Below are 17837 nucleotides of genomic sequence, written 5' to 3' on the forward strand. Positions count from 1 at the left end.
ACGGAGAAGTGATGGAAAAACTGTTCAACATGATCGGTTGATGCTCAACAGTTAGCAAGCGCAAAAGGAAATCCTGATTAGCACTCAAGCCCTCGGAGTGCTAATCAATGATGAACGTTATGCCGTCAAAGCGCTGCTGCGATCGGCCACGGCTGCAGCCAGCTGGGACAGCAGCGCATCCGTGGTCTCCAGGCTGATGCAGGCATCCGTAATGCTCTGGCCATAGGTGAGCTGGGAGAGACCAGCGGTCAGTTTCTGATTGCCTTCCACCAGATGACTTTCGATCATCACGCCCATCACATGGCCGGAACCAGCCTTCAACTGATCAGCCACCGTGGCGAGTACATCGGCCTGGCGGCGGAAATCCTTGTTCGAGTTGGCATGGCTGCAGTCCACCATCAGACGATCCTTCAGGCCCGCCTTGCTCAGTTCCGCTGCAGCAGCCTGAACGGCCTCCAGGTGGTAGTTGCTGCCCTGATGACCGCCACGCAGCACTAGATGACCATCCGGGTTGCCAGTCGTGCTCACGATCGAGGCATGGCCGTCGTGGTTGATTCCCAGAAAATGATGAGGTTTCGATGCCGCCTGCATCGCATTGATGGCGATGCAGGCGCTGCCATCGGTACTGTTCTTGTAGCCGATCGGCATCGACAAGCCTGAAGCCATCTCCCGATGGGTCTGGCTTTCCGTGGTGCGGGCTCCGATCGCAGTCCAGCTGATCAGATCAGCGATGTACTGGGGAACCACCGGATCCAGCAGTTCCGTCGCTGCCGGCATGCCCTCCCTGGACAGGTCCAGCAGTAAGCCACGAGCCCGCCTCAGGCCTGTGTTGATGTCGTACGAGCCATCGAGGTGGGGGTCATTGATGAGGCCTTTCCAACCAACCGTCGTACGCGGCTTTTCGAAATAAACCCGCATCACCACCTCCAGCTGATCCTTCAGCCGTTCCCGGATCGGGGCCAGCCGTTCGGCGTACTCCCGCGCCGCCTTCACATCGTGGACCGAGCAGGGGCCCACCACCACCAGCTGACGCTGATCATCGCCGCGCAAAATGGCCTGGATCCGACGACGGGCCGATGCGACCGTCTCCGTGGCGGCGGCATCAATCGGCAGATCTCCGTGCAGCAGAGCCGGAGCCACCAGCGGACGGGTCTCCACCACATGCAAATCCGAGGTGGTGGCCATGACCGCGCGCGTGAAACGGACCAAGGCTACGCATCCTGCTCACTGGCAACAGACCCTGTCCGGAAGAATGGTGCTCTGCCCCGCACATTCCTCACCATGCTGAGCGCGTATCGCGAGCTGGCCGCCGACCGCGAAGCCCAAGGCATCCCGGCCCTGCCGCTGACCGCTGAGCAGACCCAGGCCCTGACCGAACTGCTGCAACAGCCACCCGCAGGGGAGGACGAAGCCCTGTTCCATCTCCTCAGTGAGCGCATTCCACCCGGCGTTGACGAAGCCGCTTATGTGAAAGCCACCTGGCTCAGCGCCGTCGCCCAAGGGCAAGCAACAAGCCCCCTGGTGTCACCCCTGGAGGCCACTCGCCTACTCGGAACCATGGTGGGTGGTTACAACGTTGCAGCTCTGATTGAGCTGCTTCAGCACAGCGACGAGAAGCTGGCCAGCTGCGCGGCTGAAGGCCTCAGCCGCACCCTGCTGGTCTACGACGCCTTCAATGACGTGATGGAGCTGGCGGCGAGCAATCGCTTCGCCAAGCAGGTGGTGGACAGCTGGGCGGCGGCCGAATGGTTCACCCGTCGTGAGCCCCTGGCCGAAACGATCACGGTGACCGTGTTCAAGGTGGAAGGGGAAACCAACACCGACGACCTCTCACCCGCCACCCACGCCACCACCCGACCGGACATTCCCCTGCATGCCCTGGCGATGCTCGAGACCCGGGATCCCGAGGGTCTGAAAACGATCGCAACCCTCAAACAAAAGGGTCATCCCGTGGCCTACGTGGGCGACGTGGTAGGGACCGGCAGCTCCAGGAAAAGTGCGATCAACTCCGTGCTCTGGCACACCGGCGACGACATTCCCCACGTCCCCAACAAACGCGGCGGCGGCGTGATTCTCGGCGGCAAGATCGCACCGATCTTTTTCAACACCGCCGAAGACTCCGGCGCTCTGCCGATCGAATGCGATGTCACCGTGCTGAACACCGGTGATGTGATCACCATCCGCCCCCATGCCGGCACGATCGAACGCGATGGCGAGGTGGTGAGCCGGTTCGAACTCAAGCCCAGCACCATCAGCGATGAGGTGCGGGCCGGCGGCCGCATTCCCTTGATGATCGGCCGGGCCCTCACGGACAAGGTCCGAGCGCAGCTGGGTCTCGCCCCTTCCGACGCCTTCATCCGACCCTCGGCACCAGCGGACACCGGCAAGGGCTTCACCCTGGCCCAGAAAATGGTGGGTAAAGCCTGCGGCCTGCCGGGCGTTCGCCCCGGCACCAGCTGCGAGCCAATGATGACCACCGTCGGCTCCCAGGACACCACCGGACCGATGACCCGTGATGAGATGAAGGAGCTGGCCTGTCTCGGCTTCTCCTCCGACCTGGTGATGCAGAGCTTCTGCCACACCGCGGCTTACCCCAAACCAGTGGATCTGCACACCCAGAAGGATCTGCCGGACTTCTTTGCCCAGCGCGGCGGTGTTGCCCTTCGCCCAGGCGACGGGATCATCCACAGCTGGCTGAACCGCATGCTCCTGCCCGACAGCGTGGGCACGGGTGGGGACAGCCACACCCGCTTCCCCCTCGGCATTTCCTTCCCTGCTGGTTCCGGCCTGGTGGCCTTCGCTGCTGCCATCGGTGCGATGCCCCTGGACATGCCCGAGTCAGTGCTGGTGCGCTTCAGCGGTTCACTGCAGCCGGGTGTGACGCTGCGGGATGTGGTGAACGCCATTCCATGGGTGGCCATTCAGAAGGGTCTTCTCACAGTGGAGAAGGCCAACAAGAAGAACGTCTTCAACGGCCGGATCATGGAGATCGAAGGTCTGCCGGATCTCAAGCTGGAGCAAGCCTTTGAACTCACCGATGCCACCGCCGAACGCTCCTGCGCCGGCTGCACGATCAAGCTCTCGGAAGCAACCGTGAGCGAATACCTGCGCAGCAATGTGGCCCTGCTGAAAAACATGATTGCCAGGGGCTACAGCGATGCCAAAACCCTGGCTCGTCGGATCAAGGCCATGGAGGCCTGGCTGGCCAATCCGCAGCTGCTGAGCGCTGATCCAGATGCTCAATATGCCGAAGTCCTGGAGATCAACCTCGACGAGCTCACTGAACCGGTGCTGGCCTGTCCCAACGATCCCGACAACGTGAAACTGCTCAGCGAGGTCGCCGGCGATCCCGTTCAGGAGGTGTTCATCGGCTCCTGCATGACCAACATCGGCCACTACCGCGCCGCGGCCAAGGTGCTGGAGGGCTCGGGCAGCAACAAAGCCCGCCTCTGGGTCTGCCCGCCAACACGCATGGACGAAGAGACCCTGAAGGCCGAGGGCTACTACGCCACCTTTGAAGCGGCCGGTTCGCGGATGGAGATGCCGGGTTGTTCGCTCTGCATGGGCAACCAGGCCCGGGTGGAGGACAACACCACGGTGTTCTCCACCAGCACCCGGAACTTCAACAACCGTCTGGGCAAAGGCGCCCAGGTTTATCTGGGCAGTGCCGAGCTGGCAGCGGTCTGCGCCCTGCTGGGTCGCATTCCCACCCCCGATGAGTACCACTCAATCGCCGCTGAAAAAATTGATCCGCTCTCGGATGAGCTTTACCGCTACCTGAATTTCGATCAGATCAGCGGTTTCGAAGATCAAGGCCGGGTGATGAGTGCGGATGAAGAGGCGGCTGTGCTGGCTGAAGCCTGATCCCCCATCACCCCGTGCCCACCCTGAGCGAACCGAAACGACGACGCCACCTGCTGGGGTCCAGCCGCAGCATCCGGGGGTTGCTCGAACGCCGCTGGCTGGTGGTGGTTCTGGCGCTGGCGCTCACAGGCCTCGGTGCTGCCATCACTGGCCTGCTGTTCACCGGCGGCATCAACCTGCTCAAGGATTGGCGCCTGGAGTTGCTCAATGACTTTCCCGCCTGGGTGGTGCTGCCAGCTCTGGGGGGATTCGGCGGTTTGCTGTCCGGCTGGCTGATCAGCAATCTGGCGCCCGCTGCCGGTGGCGCCGGCATCACCCAAATCATGGGATTTCTGCGCCACAGGGCCGTTCCCATGGGGCTACAGGTGGGACTGGTGAAGCTCGTCGCCGGAATCATCGCCATCGGCAGTGGCTTTCCCCTCGGCCCCGAAGGCCCCGCCGTTCAGATGGGTGGGTCCGTGGCCTGGCAGATGTCCCGCTGGCTGAAGGCACCCGCGGCCTTTCGCCGCATGATCGTTGCCGCCGGGGGTGGCGCTGGTATCGCCGCCGTGTTCAGTGCACCGATCGGAGGTTTCATCTACGCGATCGAGGAGCTGCTGCACTCGGCCAGACCCGTGGTGCTGTTGCTGGTGCTGATCACCACCTTCTCCGCAGACACCTGGGCGGACGTGCTGGGTTTTCTCGGCCTCAACCCTGGATCGTCCGGCCTCAGCGGCAGCAGTGGCTTCCAACTGGAGCGCGCCTACACACCGCTGGTGAAATTCCTGCCCATCGATCTGCTGTATCTGATTGCGTTGGGAGCCGTCATCGGGGTGCTGGCAGAGCTGTACACCCGCTATGTGCTGGCCATGCAGCGCCAGGGGAACCGCTGGTTCGGAGACCGATTGATCCTGCGCATGACCCTCAGCGGGCTGGTGCTCGGCTGCGTCTATGCCGCCCTGCCCGACACCTTTCACAACCCATCGGAGTTAAAGCACCTGATTGCCGCGGGAAAAGCGGACGTCGGCCTCGCCCTCGCCAGCTTCGTGGTGCTGTTCTTCAGCACCGGACTGGCCGCCGGCTCAGGGGCCCCCGGGGGGTTGTTCATGCCGATGCTGACCCTGGGCGGTGCCATCGGCCTGGCCTGTGGCATCGGGGTGGAAGCCCTCACAGGCCACGTCCCCACCACCTATGTATTTGCGGGCATGGGAGCCTTCGTGGCGGGGTGTTCCCACACGCCGATCTCGGCGATGTTTCTGGCCTTTGCCCTCACCAAGGACCTGCTGATCCTCAAGCCGATCCTTGTCGCTTCTCTGATGAGCTTCCTGGTGGCCCGGTTGTTCAACCCCAACTCCATCTACGACCGTCAGATGGGGATGGAACTGGCGTCCGAAGAGCGGATGCAGCAGCGGATTAACCGTCATCGCCGTCCATTCACACCGCCACCACCACCCTCCGGGCCCTCAGGAGGGATCAACTGAATCAGGAAACCCTGCTGTTCGATCCGGCCACACCGGAACCCGATGCCCTCAAGGCCGTGCTGGCGTTTCCCAGCACCTATTCGGTGGGGATCACCAGCCTCGGATATCAGATCGTCTGGGCGACCTTGGCGCGTCGCAGCGATGTCGACGTGCGCCGGCTGTTCACCGATCAGGGTGATCCCCTGCCGCGACACTGCGATCTGTTCGGGCTGTCCCTGAGCTGGGAGCTGGATGGTCCAGTGTTGCCTGAGCTGCTGCAGAACCAGCGCATTCCCATCTGGGCTGTGGAGCGTGGCGATCAAGACCCGATCGTCTTCGGTGGCGGTCCTGTGCTGACCGCCAACCCTGAACCACTGGCTCCCTTCTTTGATGTGGTGCTGCTCGGGGATGGGGAGCTGCTGCTGCCCGCCTTCATTGATGCTCTCCAGCAATGCCGAGGGGCTGACCGTCAGACACGGCTGCGACACCTCGCTCAGGTGCCAGGGGTGTATGTACCCGCGCTCTACGCCCCGCAATACGACAGCGACGGCCAGTTGCAAGGGGTGAAACCGATTCAGCCTGGGCTGCCGCAAACGATTGAAAAACAGACCTGGCGCGGCAACACCCTCAGCCACTCCACGGTGGTGACACCGGAGGCCGCCTGGCCGGACATCCACATGGTGGAAGTGGTGCGGAGTTGTCCTGAGCTGTGCCGCTTCTGTCTGGCCAGCTACCTCACCCTCCCCTTCCGCACACCATCGCTGGACGATGGTCTGATCCCGGCGGTGGAAAAGGGTCTGACCGCCACTAAACGGCTTGGACTGCTGGGTGCTTCGGTGACCCAGCACCCCCAGTTCTCCGATCTGCTGCATTGGTTGGATCAGGACCGCTTCGACGGCACGCGCATCAGCGTGAGTTCCGTGCGAGCCGCCACGGTCACTCCTGACCTGGGACGAATCCTGGCCAAACGGGGCAGTCGATCGCTCACGATTGCCATCGAAAGCGGCAGCGAACGCATGCGAGAGGTGATCAACAAAAAGCTCTCCACCGAAGCGATCCATGCCGCCGCCCAGCACGCCAAACAAGGCGGCCTGTCAGGCTTGAAGCTCTACGGCATGGTTGGGCTGCCGACCGAGAGCGATGACGATGTTGACGCCACCGCCGATCTGCTGCTGACCCTGAAAAAAGGCACCCCTGGGCTGCGGTTCACCCTCGGCGTCAGCACCTTCGTTCCCAAAGCCCAGACCCCCTTCCAGTGGCAAGGGGTGCGGCCGGAAGCGGACAAACGCTTGAAACGGCTGGCGAAGAAAGTCAAACCCAAGGGCATTGAGTTCCGCCCGGAGAGCTACGGCTGGAGCGTGATCCAGGCCCTGCTGTCCCGCAGCGACCGACGCCTGGCCCCAGTGATCGCCGCCGTCGGCGACGCCCGCGAGAGCATCGGCGGATGGAAAAAGGCCTATCGAGCCGCCCTCAGCGGAGAGTTGGATCCCATTCCTGGCGACCCGTTACCTCAACCTCCCCCCTGGGATGAGGTGGTTCATGGGACCTGGGAACCCACCCGCGTTCTGCCCTGGATCCACCTCAGGGGTCCGCTTGCTCCTGAGAAACTGCTCGAGCATCACGATCAGGCCCTGGTTCCTGGCACTGACGGCTGAAAGCACAGAGCCCGGCGAGCAGGGTCCAGCCAAGGATGTTGAGACGGCTGTCAAACAGCGGCAGATCGGTGGCGTGCATTACCACCAACACCAACGTGGCAGCCCACCAGGCCCGCTCCAGCGGAGCCTTTTGCAGCATTCCACGTTGGGCGGCCAGCACCAGCAGGAACAGCACTGTGCCGACGATCAACAGCATCGCCGGCACTCCATGACTGACGGCCAGCTCCAGCGGCAGGTTATGGACATGGCCATGCCAGCGCTTTGCAGCATGGATGGGATAGAGAACGCTGAAGGCAGCAGCACCCCAGCCGAACCAAGGGCGGGCCGACACCAACTGCAGGGCGTACTGCCACTGACCCAAGCGGGTGTGTTTCCAGGCGGTTTCCCCCTGGCTTTCCAGCACCCGCACCAGCACCTGGTCCGGCAGCAAGCGCATTCCCCACTGCTGCAGACCGACAGGAACCCCCGGCAGAACAGCCAGCAGCAGGGGTGAGGCCAGGAGCAGCAGCAACGGCAGCAACCACATCCACTGCCAAGGCCCGAGCACGAACGGCAGCGCCAGCACCAATCCACCCATGGCATTGCGCGACTGGGTGAGCAGCACTGCCAGCGCAGTGGCCATGGACAGCAACAGAGCGCCTCCGCGTCGTCGCCAGCCATCGGGGCGAAACACGGCAGCCAGCATCAACGGCCAGACCACTGCGAGCCAGGCGCCGGTGATGTTGGCGTAATCGAACAGACCGGACAGACGACCGATCGGGCGGCCATCGGGATGCAGAAACCAGATGATCGCTCCGCCCCCCACCTGCCAAGGGCCCTGCCAACCCAGGAGCATCTGACCGAATCCCGTCACCAGAACAGGCAGCGTGCCCGCCAGCAACATCCACACCGCCTGGCGGCGTTGGCTGGCCTTCGCGAGGTGAGGTTGAAAGGCCCAGAACGCCCAGACAAAAGGTAACCAGTTGGCCAGACCTGCCCAAGCCAGGCCAACGTTCTCGGCCAGACAGGCCCCGATCAGCATCAACAGCCCAGCCAGCAGCAGCGGCTGGCACCAACGATCCCGCCACAGCGGTTGCTCCCGACCACGACTTCCGCTGACGCAGGCGATCAACAGGCCAATTCCCGCCAACAGAGCGCTGGAGGGCAGAAAGAACAACCCAAGCCGAAACGCCTGGCCCCCGATGCGCCGATCCCTGATCACGCGAACACAGCCGTACGGCCCCGATAGACCATTACCTGACGGTGAAGATGCATCCGCAAAGCCCGCGCCAGTGCCAGCCGTTCGGTGTCGCGTCCCTTGCGGATGAGGTCATCGACATCATCACGGTGACTCACGGGCACGGTGGTCTGCTCGATGATCGGCCCGTCGTCGAGGTCCTCGGTCACATAGTGAGCGGTGGCACCAATCAACTTGACCCCCCGCTCCCAGGCTCGGTGATAGGGCTGCGCGCCCTTGAAGGCCGGCAAAAAGGAGTGGTGGATGTTGATCACATCCGGGAAACGCTGCAGAAAATCACCACTGAGCACCTGCATGTACTTGGCGAGCACCGCGAGTTCGATCCGGTTCTCTGCCAACAGCTCCAGCATCCTCTGCTCAGCCTCCGGTTTGGTCGCCTTGGCGACTGGAACACAGACAAAACAAACCCCGAACCCGGCACAAAGGGGCTCGAGATCCGGGTGGTTGGCGATGACCAGCGGCACCTGCATCGGCAATTCACCGCTCTGCACCCGCCACAGCAGATCCTGAAGGCAGTGGGCCTGCTTGCTGGCGAAGATCGCCACCCGAGGCATTGCATCGGAAAAGTGCAGCTGAGCCTGACCGTTCAGACGCTGCTCCAATGCTGCAGCTGCCTCGGGCAAGGCAGCCCGCGACAGACCGAAGCCATCGAGATCCCACTCGATCCGACTGAGAAACAACCCTGCCCCCGCATCCGTGTGGTGGTCGGCGTGGCGGATGTTGCCGCCGTTGGCGGCCACCCAACCTGCCAACTCACTGACCAACCCCGGACGATCCGGGCAGATCATTTGCAGGATCACCGTGACGTCACGCACGACGAAGGTTTGAAAAACAAATTCTCCCGCGCAGAACTGGCTGGTTAAAGTCCTTGAGATTTTTTCCTGACCATGCTGAAGGCCCTGCGCCGCCTGGCCGCGATCTGCCTCTGCGTCGCGTTGAGCCTGGGTCTGATGGCCCCGGCTGCTGTTAATGCTGCTGGCATCAACCCAGATGACCTGGCGGTGATCCGCCGCCAGGCCGCCGCCTTTGAAGCCACCAAGTCCCGTCTGCCTGACCTGGCCCGGTTGGTGAGCGCTGAGGACTGGGTGTTCACCCGCAACCTGCTGCATGGTCCGATGCAGGAAGTGGGTCGTGAAATGTCGTACATCAACCAGCGCCTGGATCGCTCTGAGCGCAAAGATGCCGACAAGATCGCCCGCAAATTGAAAGAAGCCCTTGCAGACCTGGATGAGGCGGCCCGCCTGCAAGACGGCTCCCGTCTGCAACGGTCCTACAGCAACCTGGCGGCCAGCTTCGACGCTTACTCCGAAGTGATCCCGGCTGAGGCCTTCAGCTGAACCATCCGATTGCCGTTGTCGGTGCCGGGGCCCTTGGCCTTGGCACCGCCTGGCACCTGAACGGCCTTGGCCATCCGGTGACGATCTTTGACCCTGGCCTGACCCAGCCCGTCAGCAGGACAAATTCTTCAACCGATCTCAACGGCACCACAGCCTCGCTAGGTGTGTTGATGGGACATGTGTTCCGCCGCTCCAGTGGCCGAGGTTGGCGGCTGCGCAGACGCAGCATGGAACTCTGGCCCCACTGGATCACCAAGCTGCGGCGCTTCGTCCCGGACCTGGCTCTACAAACCCCGCTGCTGCAAGTTGCTGGTGATGAAGCCACCAGAGTTCGGTTCCACGATCTGGCCGGACAACGCCAACAGCTTGGTCTGACCACCTTGTCTGCAGCGGAGCTGAACGGGATCTGGCCCGGGGCAGAACACGGTGGATTGCGATCTGAGCAGGACGGTCGCGTGGATCCCCTGAAGCTGCAGCAATCCCTGCGACTGGCCGTTGGGGAGCTTCAGGTGGGCCTGGTGGCCGAACCTGTGGAGGCCGTGGAGCGTCATAACGCCGGCTGGCGTGTGTGGAGGGCAGGAGGCCAGCACGACGATTTCTTTGCTGTGGTGATCTGCGCAGCCATGGCCAGCTCAACGCTGCTGGCCCCCCTGGGTCACGACCGTCCTATGGCACCGGTGCTGGGACAGGCCCTGCGGTTGGAGTTGAACAACGCAGCCATCGACTGGCACCACTGGCCCGCCGTCCTGGTGGATCAGGGCTTCAACCTGATTCCCGATGGACCGGGTCGATTGCTGCTGGGGGCCACCGTTGAACCGGGCACAGAAGCTGCAGAAGACCCCCTAGCTCTGATGCGATCCCTGCATGACCAGGCTCCTGACTGGCTGAGGTCCGCCACGGTCGTTGAGCACTGGAGTGGCCTGCGGGCCAGACCAGTGGAGCGGCCGGCTCCACTCCTTGAACACCTTGAACCTGGTCTGCTGCTGGCGAGTGGTCACTACCGCAACGGCGTGCTGCTGATGCCGGCCAGTGCGGAATGGATCGCAGCTGAACTGAACCACAACCTTCTGATTACCGGCGCTTAGCGCTGTCTTCCCCTGCACTGCATACGGTCCCGATGGTCACATCCACGTGCATCCAAACCCATGCGTCGTTCCAACAGCTTTCGTGCCCTGGCGGCCATCGCCGGCCTGAGCGCCTCCATGGCTCTCACCTCCTGCTCCAGTGGTGGCAGCGGCGGCGGCGATGACAAGGTCACCGGAAAGCTCAACGGCGCTGGCGCCTCCTTCCCGGCAGCCATCTACCAGCGCTGGTTCCAGGAACTCCAGCCGGAGGGCGTCACGGTGAACTACCAATCCGTGGGATCCGGCGCTGGCGTGCGTCAGTTCATGGCCAACACCGTTGATTTCGGTGCATCGGACAAACCGATGAAGGAAGCCGAAATCGCCAAGGTGGAGCGAGGTGTGCTGCAGATTCCGATGACGGCTGGAGCGATCGCTGTGGCCTACAACCTCGAAGGGTGTGACCTCAAGCTCACCACCGAGCAACTGGCAGGAATCTTCCTCGGCAAGATCAAAAACTTCAGTGAACTGGGCTGCGCAGACCAGAAACTCACCGTGGTCCGTCGCTCCGATGGTTCCGGCACCACCTACAACTTCACCAAGCACCTGTCCGCCATCAGCGAAGAGTGGAAGAACGGCCCCGGCGCCGCTAAATCCATCAAGTGGCCCACCGGTGTTGGCTCGAAAGGCAATGAGGGTGTGGCGGCCCAGCTGAATCAGATCCCAGGTGGTGTGGGCTATGTGGAAGCCGCCTACGTAAAAGGCAAGCTCCAGGCTGCAGCCGTTACCAACGCCTCAGGCGAACAGGTGAAGCCCACCAACGAAACCGAGAGCACTGCCCTCGACTCCATCGACATCGGCCCCGACCTCATCGGTGGCAACCCCAACCCCCCTGCGGGCTACCCGATCGTGACCTTCACCTGGGTGCTGGCCTACGAAACGGGCAATGGCGACAAGACCGCTGCTCTGAAGAAGACCCTCGAGTTCATGCTCTCCGAAAAAGCCCAATCCCAGGCTCCCGAGCTGGGCTACGTCAGCCTGCCGACGGGTGTGGTGGAGAAGTCCCTGGCTGCGGTCGAAAAGATCAGCGAATGATCGTGATCTGATCCTTTCCACAACACAAAAAAGGGGCCCGTATGGGCCCCTTTTTTGATGGCTATCGGATCAAGCGATCACTTGGTTTCCGTGAACTCCGCGTCGATGACGTCATCGCTGGCGTCACCACCGCCGGAGGCCGCGCTTGCTCCAGCGTCGCCACCGGGAGCTGCACCACCAGCAGCAGCACCCTCCTGCTGATAAACGGAGGCACCCACGGTGTAGAGCTCCTGCTGCAATTCCTCCAGCAGGGTCTTCATCGCGTCGTAGTCCTCAGCGTTGATGGCCTCCTGAAGCTTCGTGCGCTTCTCGTCGACCTTGGCCTTGGCATCAGCCTCGACCTTGTCGCCGAGTTCGCCCATCTGCTTTTCAGCCTGATAAACAAGGGTTTCGGCCTGGTTCTTCAGGTCGATCTTTTCGCGCTTCTCCTTGTCGGCGCTGGCGTTGGCCTCAGCGTCCTTCACCATCTTGTCCACCTCGGAATCCGAGAGGGTCGACGCACCGGTGATCGAGATCGACTGCTCCTTGCCGCTGCCCTTGTCCTTGGCGGTGACGCTCAGGATGCCGTTGGCGTCGATGTCGAAGGTCACCTCGATCTGAGGCACACCCCGGGGAGCCGGAGGAATGCCATCGAGACGGAAGGTTCCCAGGGACTTGTTGTCGGAGGCCATCTCGCGCTCACCCTGGAGCACGTGAATCTCCACGTTCGTCTGACCATCCACCGCCGTGGAGTAGGTCTCGGTTTTCTTGGTGGGAACCGTGGTGTTGCGGGTGATCATCTTGGTCATCACACCACCGAGGGTCTCGACACCCAGGGACAGCGGTGTGACGTCGAGCAGCAGGATGTCTTTGACCTCACCGGCCAGCACACCGCCCTGAATGGCGGCGCCGACGGCCACCACCTCGTCGGGGTTGACGGTCTGGTTGGGGTCCTTGCTGGTGGTGCGCTTCACCAGCTCCAGCACGGCCGGGATACGGGTGGAACCACCCACCATCACGATCTCGTCCAGCTCACTGGAGGAGAGCTTGGCGTCCTTGAGCGCCTGCTCCACAGGGATGCGGCAGCGGTCGATCAGGTTGGCGGCCAACTCCTCGAACTTGGCGCGGGTGAGGGTGAGGTCCAGATGCTTGGGACCCTCGGGCGTTGCCGTGATGAACGGCAGGTTGATCTCACTCTGCGTGGCGCTGGACAGCTCGATCTTGGCCTTTTCGGCCGCCTCAGTCAGACGCTGCAGAGCCTGCTTGTCCTGACGCAGGTCAATGCCTTCGTTCGACTTGAAGGTCTCAGCCAAGTGATCGACGATCACTTTGTCGAAGTCATCGCCACCCAGGTGCGTATCACCGGAGGTGGAGAGCACCTCAAATACTCCGTCACCCACCTCGAGCACAGACACGTCGAAGGTGCCGCCGCCCAGATCGAAAACAAGGATGCGCTCGTTGCTCTTCTTGTCGAGGCCATAGGCCAGAGCCGCCGCGGTGGGCTCGTTGATGATCCGCAGCACCTCGAGGCCGGCGATCTTGCCGGCGTCCTTGGTGGCCTGACGCTGGGAATCGTTGAAGTAGGCGGGAACAGTGATCACCGCCTGGGTGACGGTCTCACCGAGATATTTACCGGCGTCCTCGGCCAGCTTGCGTAGCACCTGGGCGGAAACTTCCTCAGGAGCGAATTGCTTGTCGAGAACCGGGCACTTCACCTTCACGTTGGAGCCGGCCTTCTCGACGCCGTAGCTCACTTCCTTGGATTCCTCGTTCACCTCATCAACACGACGGCCGATGAAGCGCTTGACGGAATAAAAGGTGTTGTCCGGATTCATCACCGCCTGACGCTTGGCGATCTGACCGACCAACTGGTCCTGGTTCTTGGTGTAAGCCACGACGGAGGGCGTGGTCCGGAAACCCTCGGCGTTCGCGATGACGGTGGGTTTGCCACCTTCCATCACGGACACGCAACTGTTCGTGGTGCCAAGGTCAATGCCGACAACCTTGCCCATCGGTGGCCACCTCCTGAAGGGATGAACGAAACCTCGTCATCTTCATCAGGGGACCCTGCCCCAGGCGAGGTGTGGTTCCCGAACAGGCAGGCTGGGCGGGCATTCCGACGAGGCCATGATCAACGGCAGCACTGGTTTGGTGGGGCTGCTCGGCAACCCGGTGCAGCACTCGCTCTCTCCTGCGATGCAGAACGCGGCACTGCAGGCGCTGGGACTGAACTGGCGTTACCTGGCACTGCCCTGTGAGGAGAACGCTCTCCCTCAAGTGATGGAGGGGCTCAGGGCGGTGGGCTGCCATGGCCTGAATGTGACCATCCCCCACAAACAGGCGGTGACCAGCCTCTGCAGCCAACTCAGCACAGCTGCCCGTCGGCTTCAGGCGGTCAACACGCTGATCCCCGATGGTGAGAATGGCTGGTGCGGCACCAACACAGATGTGGAGGGGTTTTTGGCACCCCTCGGCGGCAGCGAACGCTGGAGAGATCAACGGGCCGTGGTGCTCGGCTGCGGCGGTTCCGCCCGAGCTGTGGTGGCTGGTTTACAGACCCTTGGCTTGGCATCGATTCAGGTGATCGGACGACGTCCGAAGGCGCTGTTGAACTTCATTGCTGACCTGCAGCTGGAGGACGCCCCTCTGAGCAGCTGCCTCGAAACAGATCCCGCCGCGGCTGATCTTCTGGCCACAGCTGATCTGGTGGTGAACACAACGCCGGTGGGCATGGCCCTGCACGGCGACGCCTCCGCCATGCCCCTGGGCTCTGATCTCTGGGACAGGCTTGCGAAGCAGGCCACCCTTTATGACCTGATTTACACCCCACGTCCCACCGCCTGGCTGCGTTGGGGTCAGGGGCGGGGGCACCGTTGCATCGATGGGCTGGAAATGCTGGTCCAGCAGGGCGCCGCATCTCTGAGACTTTGGAGCGGCTTCAATGACGTTCCCGTGGACACCATGCGCCACGCGGCTGAAACCGCTTTAAGCCATTAGCGTCAGCGAATTCATCAGGGCCGACGATGGAACCCCCCCTCTGGCAGCGACTGGTCGCGCCATTGATGTATCTCCTGCCCTGGAGTGATGCCATTCCGCTTGGATTCGGCCCCGACGGACTGTTTCTTCAGTATCCAGTCCTGCGACCGTTGGTTTTACCTGCATTGCCGCTGATGCAGCTGGAGCGAAGCATTCCCTTCGGTCTCGGGGGCCTTTTGCTGTTCTTCGTGCTGTTCCTCGCCGTGGTGCGGAATCCAAACGTCCCTTATTTCCTGCGATTCAACGCCCTGCAGGCACTGCTCACCGACATCGCGCTGATCGTGTTGAGCATCGGCTTCCGCCTGTTGCTGCAACCCATCGCAGCAGGCAGCCTGCTGCTGGGCACCCTGTCCAGCGCCGTGGTCGTTGCCGTTCTGGCCATCCTGCTCTTCTCGCTCGTGGAATGCCTGCGCGGCCGCGAACCTGATCTGCCCGGCATCAGCCAGGCTGTTCGCATGCAGCTCTATTGATCCAGGAGGTCCGGGGGATAAGGTGTTGGATCCGTCGCTCACCACGGTGAGCCTGAAGTCCCCGTCGGCACAGCCCATGACGCTCGATCCGTACTACGAAACCATGTACATCCTTCGTCCGGATATTCCGGAGGAGGAGGTTGAGAGCCATCTCACCAAATACCGCGACATGCTGGTCGAAGCTGGCGCGGATGTTCTGGATAATCAGATGCGCGGGAAGCGCCGCCTGGCCTATCCGATCGACAAGCACAAGGAAGGCATCTACGTGCAACTGAGCCATAACGGCGATGGCCAGCAGGTGGCCGTGCTGGAGAAAGCGATGCGCCTCAGTGAAGACGTGATCCGTTACCTCACCGTGAAGCAGGAAGGCCCACTTCCCGCCCCACGCGTCGTACCGGGCAGTGAGCCCGCTGCTGCTCCTCAGGAGCAGCCCGCTGCCAACTCAGAAGCCGCGTCCTGACACGGTTGTGCGGGTCATGGACCGGCGATAGCGTCGGTCCATGACCCATGACGCCAACCAGCATCAAGCTCCGATGCCTCGCTGGATGCCGCAGGCGCCTCGCTCAACAGAGCATCAACTGCTGCAACAACGCATTGATGAACTGGAAGAGCAGATCAAGGCCTATGAACAACTACTGGATGAACTACCCGAGTTGTTCGAGCGCAAATTCCAACAACGGCTCCAGCCGTTGATCGATCGCTGTCAACTGCTGAGTCACCAGTTGGACTCCTCCACAAAAAACTCGATTCATCCCGCTCTGCTCCAATCAGAAGAGCAGAGCGGGATTTCGTCTCACAACAATCTGATGCGACTTCCCCGGTTGCGCTTGCCGAAACTTCCTGGGTTCGGCAAGTGGCGGTCAGCCTGATGTCCGTTGGGAAGCAGCCCAGAGACGGGTTGGCAATCCCCAGACGTAGATGAATCCCTCAGCGGCGCGATGGTCGAAGGCGTCTTCACTGCCGTAGGACGCCATCGCAGGCACATACAGGCTGCTCTGGGTTGAACCGCGGCCGATGACCGTGGCATTGCCCTTGTACAGACGCAGGCGCACGACGCCGTTGACATGCTGCTGGGTCCGGTCCATGAAACCGTCCAATGCATCCTTCAGCGGCCCGAACCACAGCCCCTGATACACCAGGTCAGCCCACTGCATCTCCAGCTGACGTTTGCTGCGCAGAACATCCGCGGCCAACGTCAAACTCTCCAGTTCCTGATGGGCCTGAATCAACAGCAGCAAGCCCGGTGTTTCGTAGATCTCCCTGGATTTAATCCCCACCACCCGGTTCTCGATCATGTCGAGACGGCCGATGCCGTGACTGCCCGCCAGACGGTTGGCTTCGCGGATCATCGCCACCGGATCCAGAACCTGGCCATTGATGGCGACGGGGTTGCCGGCTTCGAAGGCAATCTCGATCTCCTCCGCCGCATCAGGCGTATCCGACATCGGTGAGGTCATGGCGAACACCTCCTCCGGAGGCGCCACCATCGGATCTTCAAGCGGTCCCGCCTCGATGCTGCGACCCAGAAGGTTGAGATCGATCGAGTAGGGCGACTTCTTGCTCACCGGCGCCGGGATTCCGCAGCGCTCGCCATAGGCAATGGTCTCCTCACGGCTCATCCCCCACTCCCTCGCGGGGGTCAGCACCTTCAGATCGGGAGCAAGAGCAGCAATCGCCACATCGAAGCGCACCTGGTCGTTGCCCTTGCCAGTGCAGCCATGGGCCACTGCATCAGCACCCACCTCACGGGCCACCTCCACCAATCGGCGAGCGATCAACGGCCGCGCCAATGCTGTGGAGAGGGGGTAGCGCCCCTCGTACAGCGCGTTAGCGCGGATGGCAGGGAAGGCGAACTCTTCGATGAAGGGCTGAATCAGATCCCCCACCAACGACTGACTTGCGCCCGCATCCAGGGCCTTTTGACGAATCGGTTCCAGCTCATCGCCCTGGCCGAGATCAGCGGCGAAGGTGATGACCTCTTCAACACCCCATTCCTGCTTCAAATAGGGAATGCAGACGCTGGTATCCACCCCGCCGGAGTAGGCGAGAACCACCTTGTTGGCGCGGCCCATCAACGGGTCTCCTGATCAGAATCGATTGATTCTCCCCCTTCACCGGCCCCGGGCCGTGCTGCCGACAGCAGCACCCACCCCGCCATCAGCAACGCCGGCAGCAGCACGATGGTCAAAACAACAGCCCAGGGCGCCTGCAGCGGAGCTGGATGCTGATCACCCCAGAAGCGCAGACCCCAGCTGATCAGCAACGCCGAACCCCAGCTGAGCAACAGCACCACGGCATCACGCATGGTAGTCATCAAGGGCATGCACTATGTTGATGGATTGGACTGTCTCCTCAAGGATGAGCGCTCTCGACAGCATCAACCCCTCCCTGACGCGCTACGGACGCAGGGATCCGGCCCCGGTGCTGCCCCTGCGTGAGGAGCCTGATCTGCTGAGCTGGCTCGAGGCCAGCGGCCGGCTGGTGGCTGATGAAGAATCCGGTTCTCCCGAAGTGAGCACGGTTGAAGAGGAGGAGCTCTCAGCACTGATGGGTGAGAAGGAGGATTACAACAACGCTGACGAGCAGAACGAGGAGCAGTGGGAGGACTGAGGTCCGATCGTTGTCTGGTCGCTTTCGAACAGCTCCTCTAAGGTCCCAGCGCAC

General features: G+C 62.3%; 17 protein-coding genes. 11 read left to right on the forward strand and 6 right to left on the reverse strand.

The genetic code is table 11. From position 1 onward, the window contains the following. Positions 1 to 117: 117 nt before the first annotated feature. The gene (locus tag TX72_RS12605; protein WP_011129352.1) at positions 118 to 1185 is read right to left on the reverse strand and encodes a 3-deoxy-7-phosphoheptulonate synthase; all 1068 of its coding nucleotides are present in this window, start codon (positions 1183 to 1185) and stop codon (positions 118 to 120) included. Between the two features lie 96 nt (positions 1186 to 1281). Here TX72_RS12605 and acnB point away from each other — a divergent pair, with 96 nt between their 5' ends. Genes acnB through TX72_RS12620 form a run of 3 tightly spaced genes read left to right on the forward strand, consistent with a single transcriptional unit; the run spans position 1282 to position 6958 of the window. Next, complete coding sequence (gene acnB / locus TX72_RS12610; RefSeq protein ID WP_011129353.1) at positions 1282 to 3864, forward strand: bifunctional aconitate hydratase 2/2-methylisocitrate dehydratase; 2583 nt, start codon at positions 1282 to 1284, stop codon at positions 3862 to 3864. Between the two features lie 14 nt (positions 3865 to 3878). Beyond that, positions 3879 to 5324 carry a H(+)/Cl(-) exchange transporter ClcA gene (locus TX72_RS12615; protein ID WP_011129354.1) on the forward strand — a complete coding sequence of 482 codons (1446 nt, stop codon included), beginning with the start codon at positions 3879 to 3881 and terminating at the stop codon, positions 5322 to 5324. A gap of 56 nt (positions 5325 to 5380) precedes the next feature. Next, positions 5381 to 6958: a B12-binding domain-containing radical SAM protein gene (locus tag TX72_RS12620; RefSeq protein ID WP_011129355.1), complete on the forward strand. Its 1578-nt coding sequence runs from the start codon at positions 5381 to 5383 to the stop codon at positions 6956 to 6958. Here TX72_RS12620 and TX72_RS12625 read toward each other — a convergent pair. Both TX72_RS12625 and purU read right to left on the reverse strand, forming a co-directional pair. Further along, complete coding sequence (locus TX72_RS12625; protein ID WP_011129356.1) at positions 6885 to 8159, reverse strand: O-antigen ligase family protein; 1275 nt, start codon at positions 8157 to 8159, stop codon at positions 6885 to 6887. The two genes, TX72_RS12620 and TX72_RS12625, sit on opposite strands and share 74 nt — an antisense overlap. Beyond that, positions 8156 to 9010 carry a formyltetrahydrofolate deformylase gene (gene purU, locus TX72_RS12630; protein WP_042504031.1) on the reverse strand — a complete coding sequence of 285 codons (855 nt, stop codon included), beginning with the start codon at positions 9008 to 9010 and terminating at the stop codon, positions 8156 to 8158. Before purU ends, TX72_RS12625 begins: the two co-directional genes overlap by 4 nt. 72 nt (positions 9011 to 9082) lie before the next feature. Here purU and psbQ point away from each other — a divergent pair, with 72 nt between their 5' ends. From psbQ to pstS, 3 genes are read left to right on the forward strand one after another with little or no spacing between them, the layout of a single operon-like run. Continuing rightward, positions 9083 to 9532, forward strand: a complete 450-nt coding sequence (psbQ, locus tag TX72_RS12635) for a photosystem II protein PsbQ (protein WP_011129358.1) — start codon at positions 9083 to 9085, stop codon at positions 9530 to 9532. Positions 9533 to 9588: 56 nt separating this feature from the next. Continuing rightward, on the forward strand, positions 9589 to 10617 hold the full coding sequence (locus tag TX72_RS12640; RefSeq protein WP_225867768.1) for an NAD(P)/FAD-dependent oxidoreductase: 1029 nt from the start codon (positions 9589 to 9591) through the stop codon (positions 10615 to 10617). A gap of 60 nt (positions 10618 to 10677) precedes the next feature. Beyond that, a complete protein-coding gene (gene pstS / locus TX72_RS12645; protein WP_011129360.1) occupies positions 10678 to 11688 on the forward strand; it encodes a phosphate ABC transporter substrate-binding protein PstS in 1011 nt (336 codons plus the stop codon). A gap of 77 nt (positions 11689 to 11765) precedes the next feature. Here the strand turns inward: pstS and dnaK are convergent, their stop codons facing one another. Then, the gene (gene dnaK, locus TX72_RS12650) at positions 11766 to 13679 is read right to left on the reverse strand and encodes a molecular chaperone DnaK (RefSeq protein ID WP_011129361.1); all 1914 of its coding nucleotides are present in this window, start codon (positions 13677 to 13679) and stop codon (positions 11766 to 11768) included. 115 nt (positions 13680 to 13794) lie between these two features. Here dnaK and TX72_RS12655 point away from each other — a divergent pair, with 115 nt between their 5' ends. The 4 genes from TX72_RS12655 (at position 13795) to TX72_RS12670 (ending at position 16042) form a co-directional block, all read left to right on the forward strand. Next, entirely contained in the window at positions 13795 to 14664 is an 870-nt protein-coding gene (locus TX72_RS12655; protein ID WP_011129362.1) for a shikimate dehydrogenase, read from the forward strand. A 26-nt stretch (positions 14665 to 14690) separates the two neighbouring features. Continuing rightward, on the forward strand, positions 14691 to 15173 hold the full coding sequence (locus TX72_RS12660; protein ID WP_011129363.1) for a Tic20 family protein: 483 nt from the start codon (positions 14691 to 14693) through the stop codon (positions 15171 to 15173). Between the two features lie 76 nt (positions 15174 to 15249). Next, complete coding sequence (gene rpsF, locus TX72_RS12665; protein WP_011129364.1) at positions 15250 to 15633, forward strand: 30S ribosomal protein S6; 384 nt, start codon at positions 15250 to 15252, stop codon at positions 15631 to 15633. A 40-nt stretch (positions 15634 to 15673) separates the two neighbouring features. Beyond that, positions 15674 to 16042, forward strand: a complete 369-nt coding sequence (locus TX72_RS12670) for a hypothetical protein (protein ID WP_011129365.1) — start codon at positions 15674 to 15676, stop codon at positions 16040 to 16042. Here TX72_RS12670 and TX72_RS12675 read toward each other — a convergent pair. Together TX72_RS12675 and TX72_RS12680 are read right to left on the reverse strand one after the other, a co-directional pair. Continuing rightward, entirely contained in the window at positions 16034 to 17245 is a 1212-nt protein-coding gene (locus TX72_RS12675; protein ID WP_011129366.1) for an argininosuccinate synthase, read from the reverse strand. The genes TX72_RS12670 and TX72_RS12675 overlap by 9 nt on opposite strands. Continuing rightward, positions 17245 to 17487, reverse strand: a complete 243-nt coding sequence (locus TX72_RS12680; protein ID WP_225867712.1) for a hypothetical protein — start codon at positions 17485 to 17487, stop codon at positions 17245 to 17247. The genes TX72_RS12675 and TX72_RS12680 overlap by 1 nt, the downstream gene beginning before the upstream one ends. 14 nt (positions 17488 to 17501) lie before the next feature. On the opposite strand from TX72_RS12680, the gene TX72_RS12685 reads away from it, so the two are divergent. Continuing rightward, the gene (locus tag TX72_RS12685) at positions 17502 to 17783 is read left to right on the forward strand and encodes a DUF3134 domain-containing protein (protein ID WP_011129368.1); all 282 of its coding nucleotides are present in this window, start codon (positions 17502 to 17504) and stop codon (positions 17781 to 17783) included. The last annotated feature ends 54 nt before the right edge of the window (positions 17784 to 17837 follow it).

The organism is Parasynechococcus marenigrum WH 8102 (assembly GCF_000195975.1).
Lineage (GTDB): Bacteria > Cyanobacteriota > Cyanobacteriia > PCC-6307 > Cyanobiaceae > Parasynechococcus > Parasynechococcus marisnigri.

Coding starts and splice junctions, on each gene's coding strand:
- TX72_RS12605 (WP_011129352.1), bottom strand. CDS start 1,185: ATGGCCACCACCTCGGATTTGCATGTGGTGGAGACCCGTCCGCTGGTG.
- acnB (WP_011129353.1), top strand. CDS start 1,282: ATGCTGAGCGCGTATCGCGAGCTGGCCGCCGACCGCGAAGCCCAAGGC.
- psbQ (WP_011129358.1), top strand. CDS start 9,083: ATGCTGAAGGCCCTGCGCCGCCTGGCCGCGATCTGCCTCTGCGTCGCG.
- pstS (WP_011129360.1), top strand. CDS start 10,678: ATGCGTCGTTCCAACAGCTTTCGTGCCCTGGCGGCCATCGCCGGCCTG.
- dnaK (WP_011129361.1), bottom strand. CDS start 13,679: ATGGGCAAGGTTGTCGGCATTGACCTTGGCACCACGAACAGTTGCGTG.
- TX72_RS12655 (WP_011129362.1), top strand. CDS start 13,795: ATGATCAACGGCAGCACTGGTTTGGTGGGGCTGCTCGGCAACCCGGTG.
- TX72_RS12660 (WP_011129363.1), top strand. CDS start 14,691: ATGGAACCCCCCCTCTGGCAGCGACTGGTCGCGCCATTGATGTATCTC.
- rpsF (WP_011129364.1), top strand. CDS start 15,250: ATGACGCTCGATCCGTACTACGAAACCATGTACATCCTTCGTCCGGAT.
- TX72_RS12670 (WP_011129365.1), top strand. CDS start 15,674: ATGACCCATGACGCCAACCAGCATCAAGCTCCGATGCCTCGCTGGATG.
- TX72_RS12675 (WP_011129366.1), bottom strand. CDS start 17,245: ATGGGCCGCGCCAACAAGGTGGTTCTCGCCTACTCCGGCGGGGTGGAT.
- TX72_RS12680 (WP_225867712.1), bottom strand. CDS start 17,487: ATGACTACCATGCGTGATGCCGTGGTGCTGTTGCTCAGCTGGGGTTCG.
- TX72_RS12685 (WP_011129368.1), top strand. CDS start 17,502: ATGTTGATGGATTGGACTGTCTCCTCAAGGATGAGCGCTCTCGACAGC.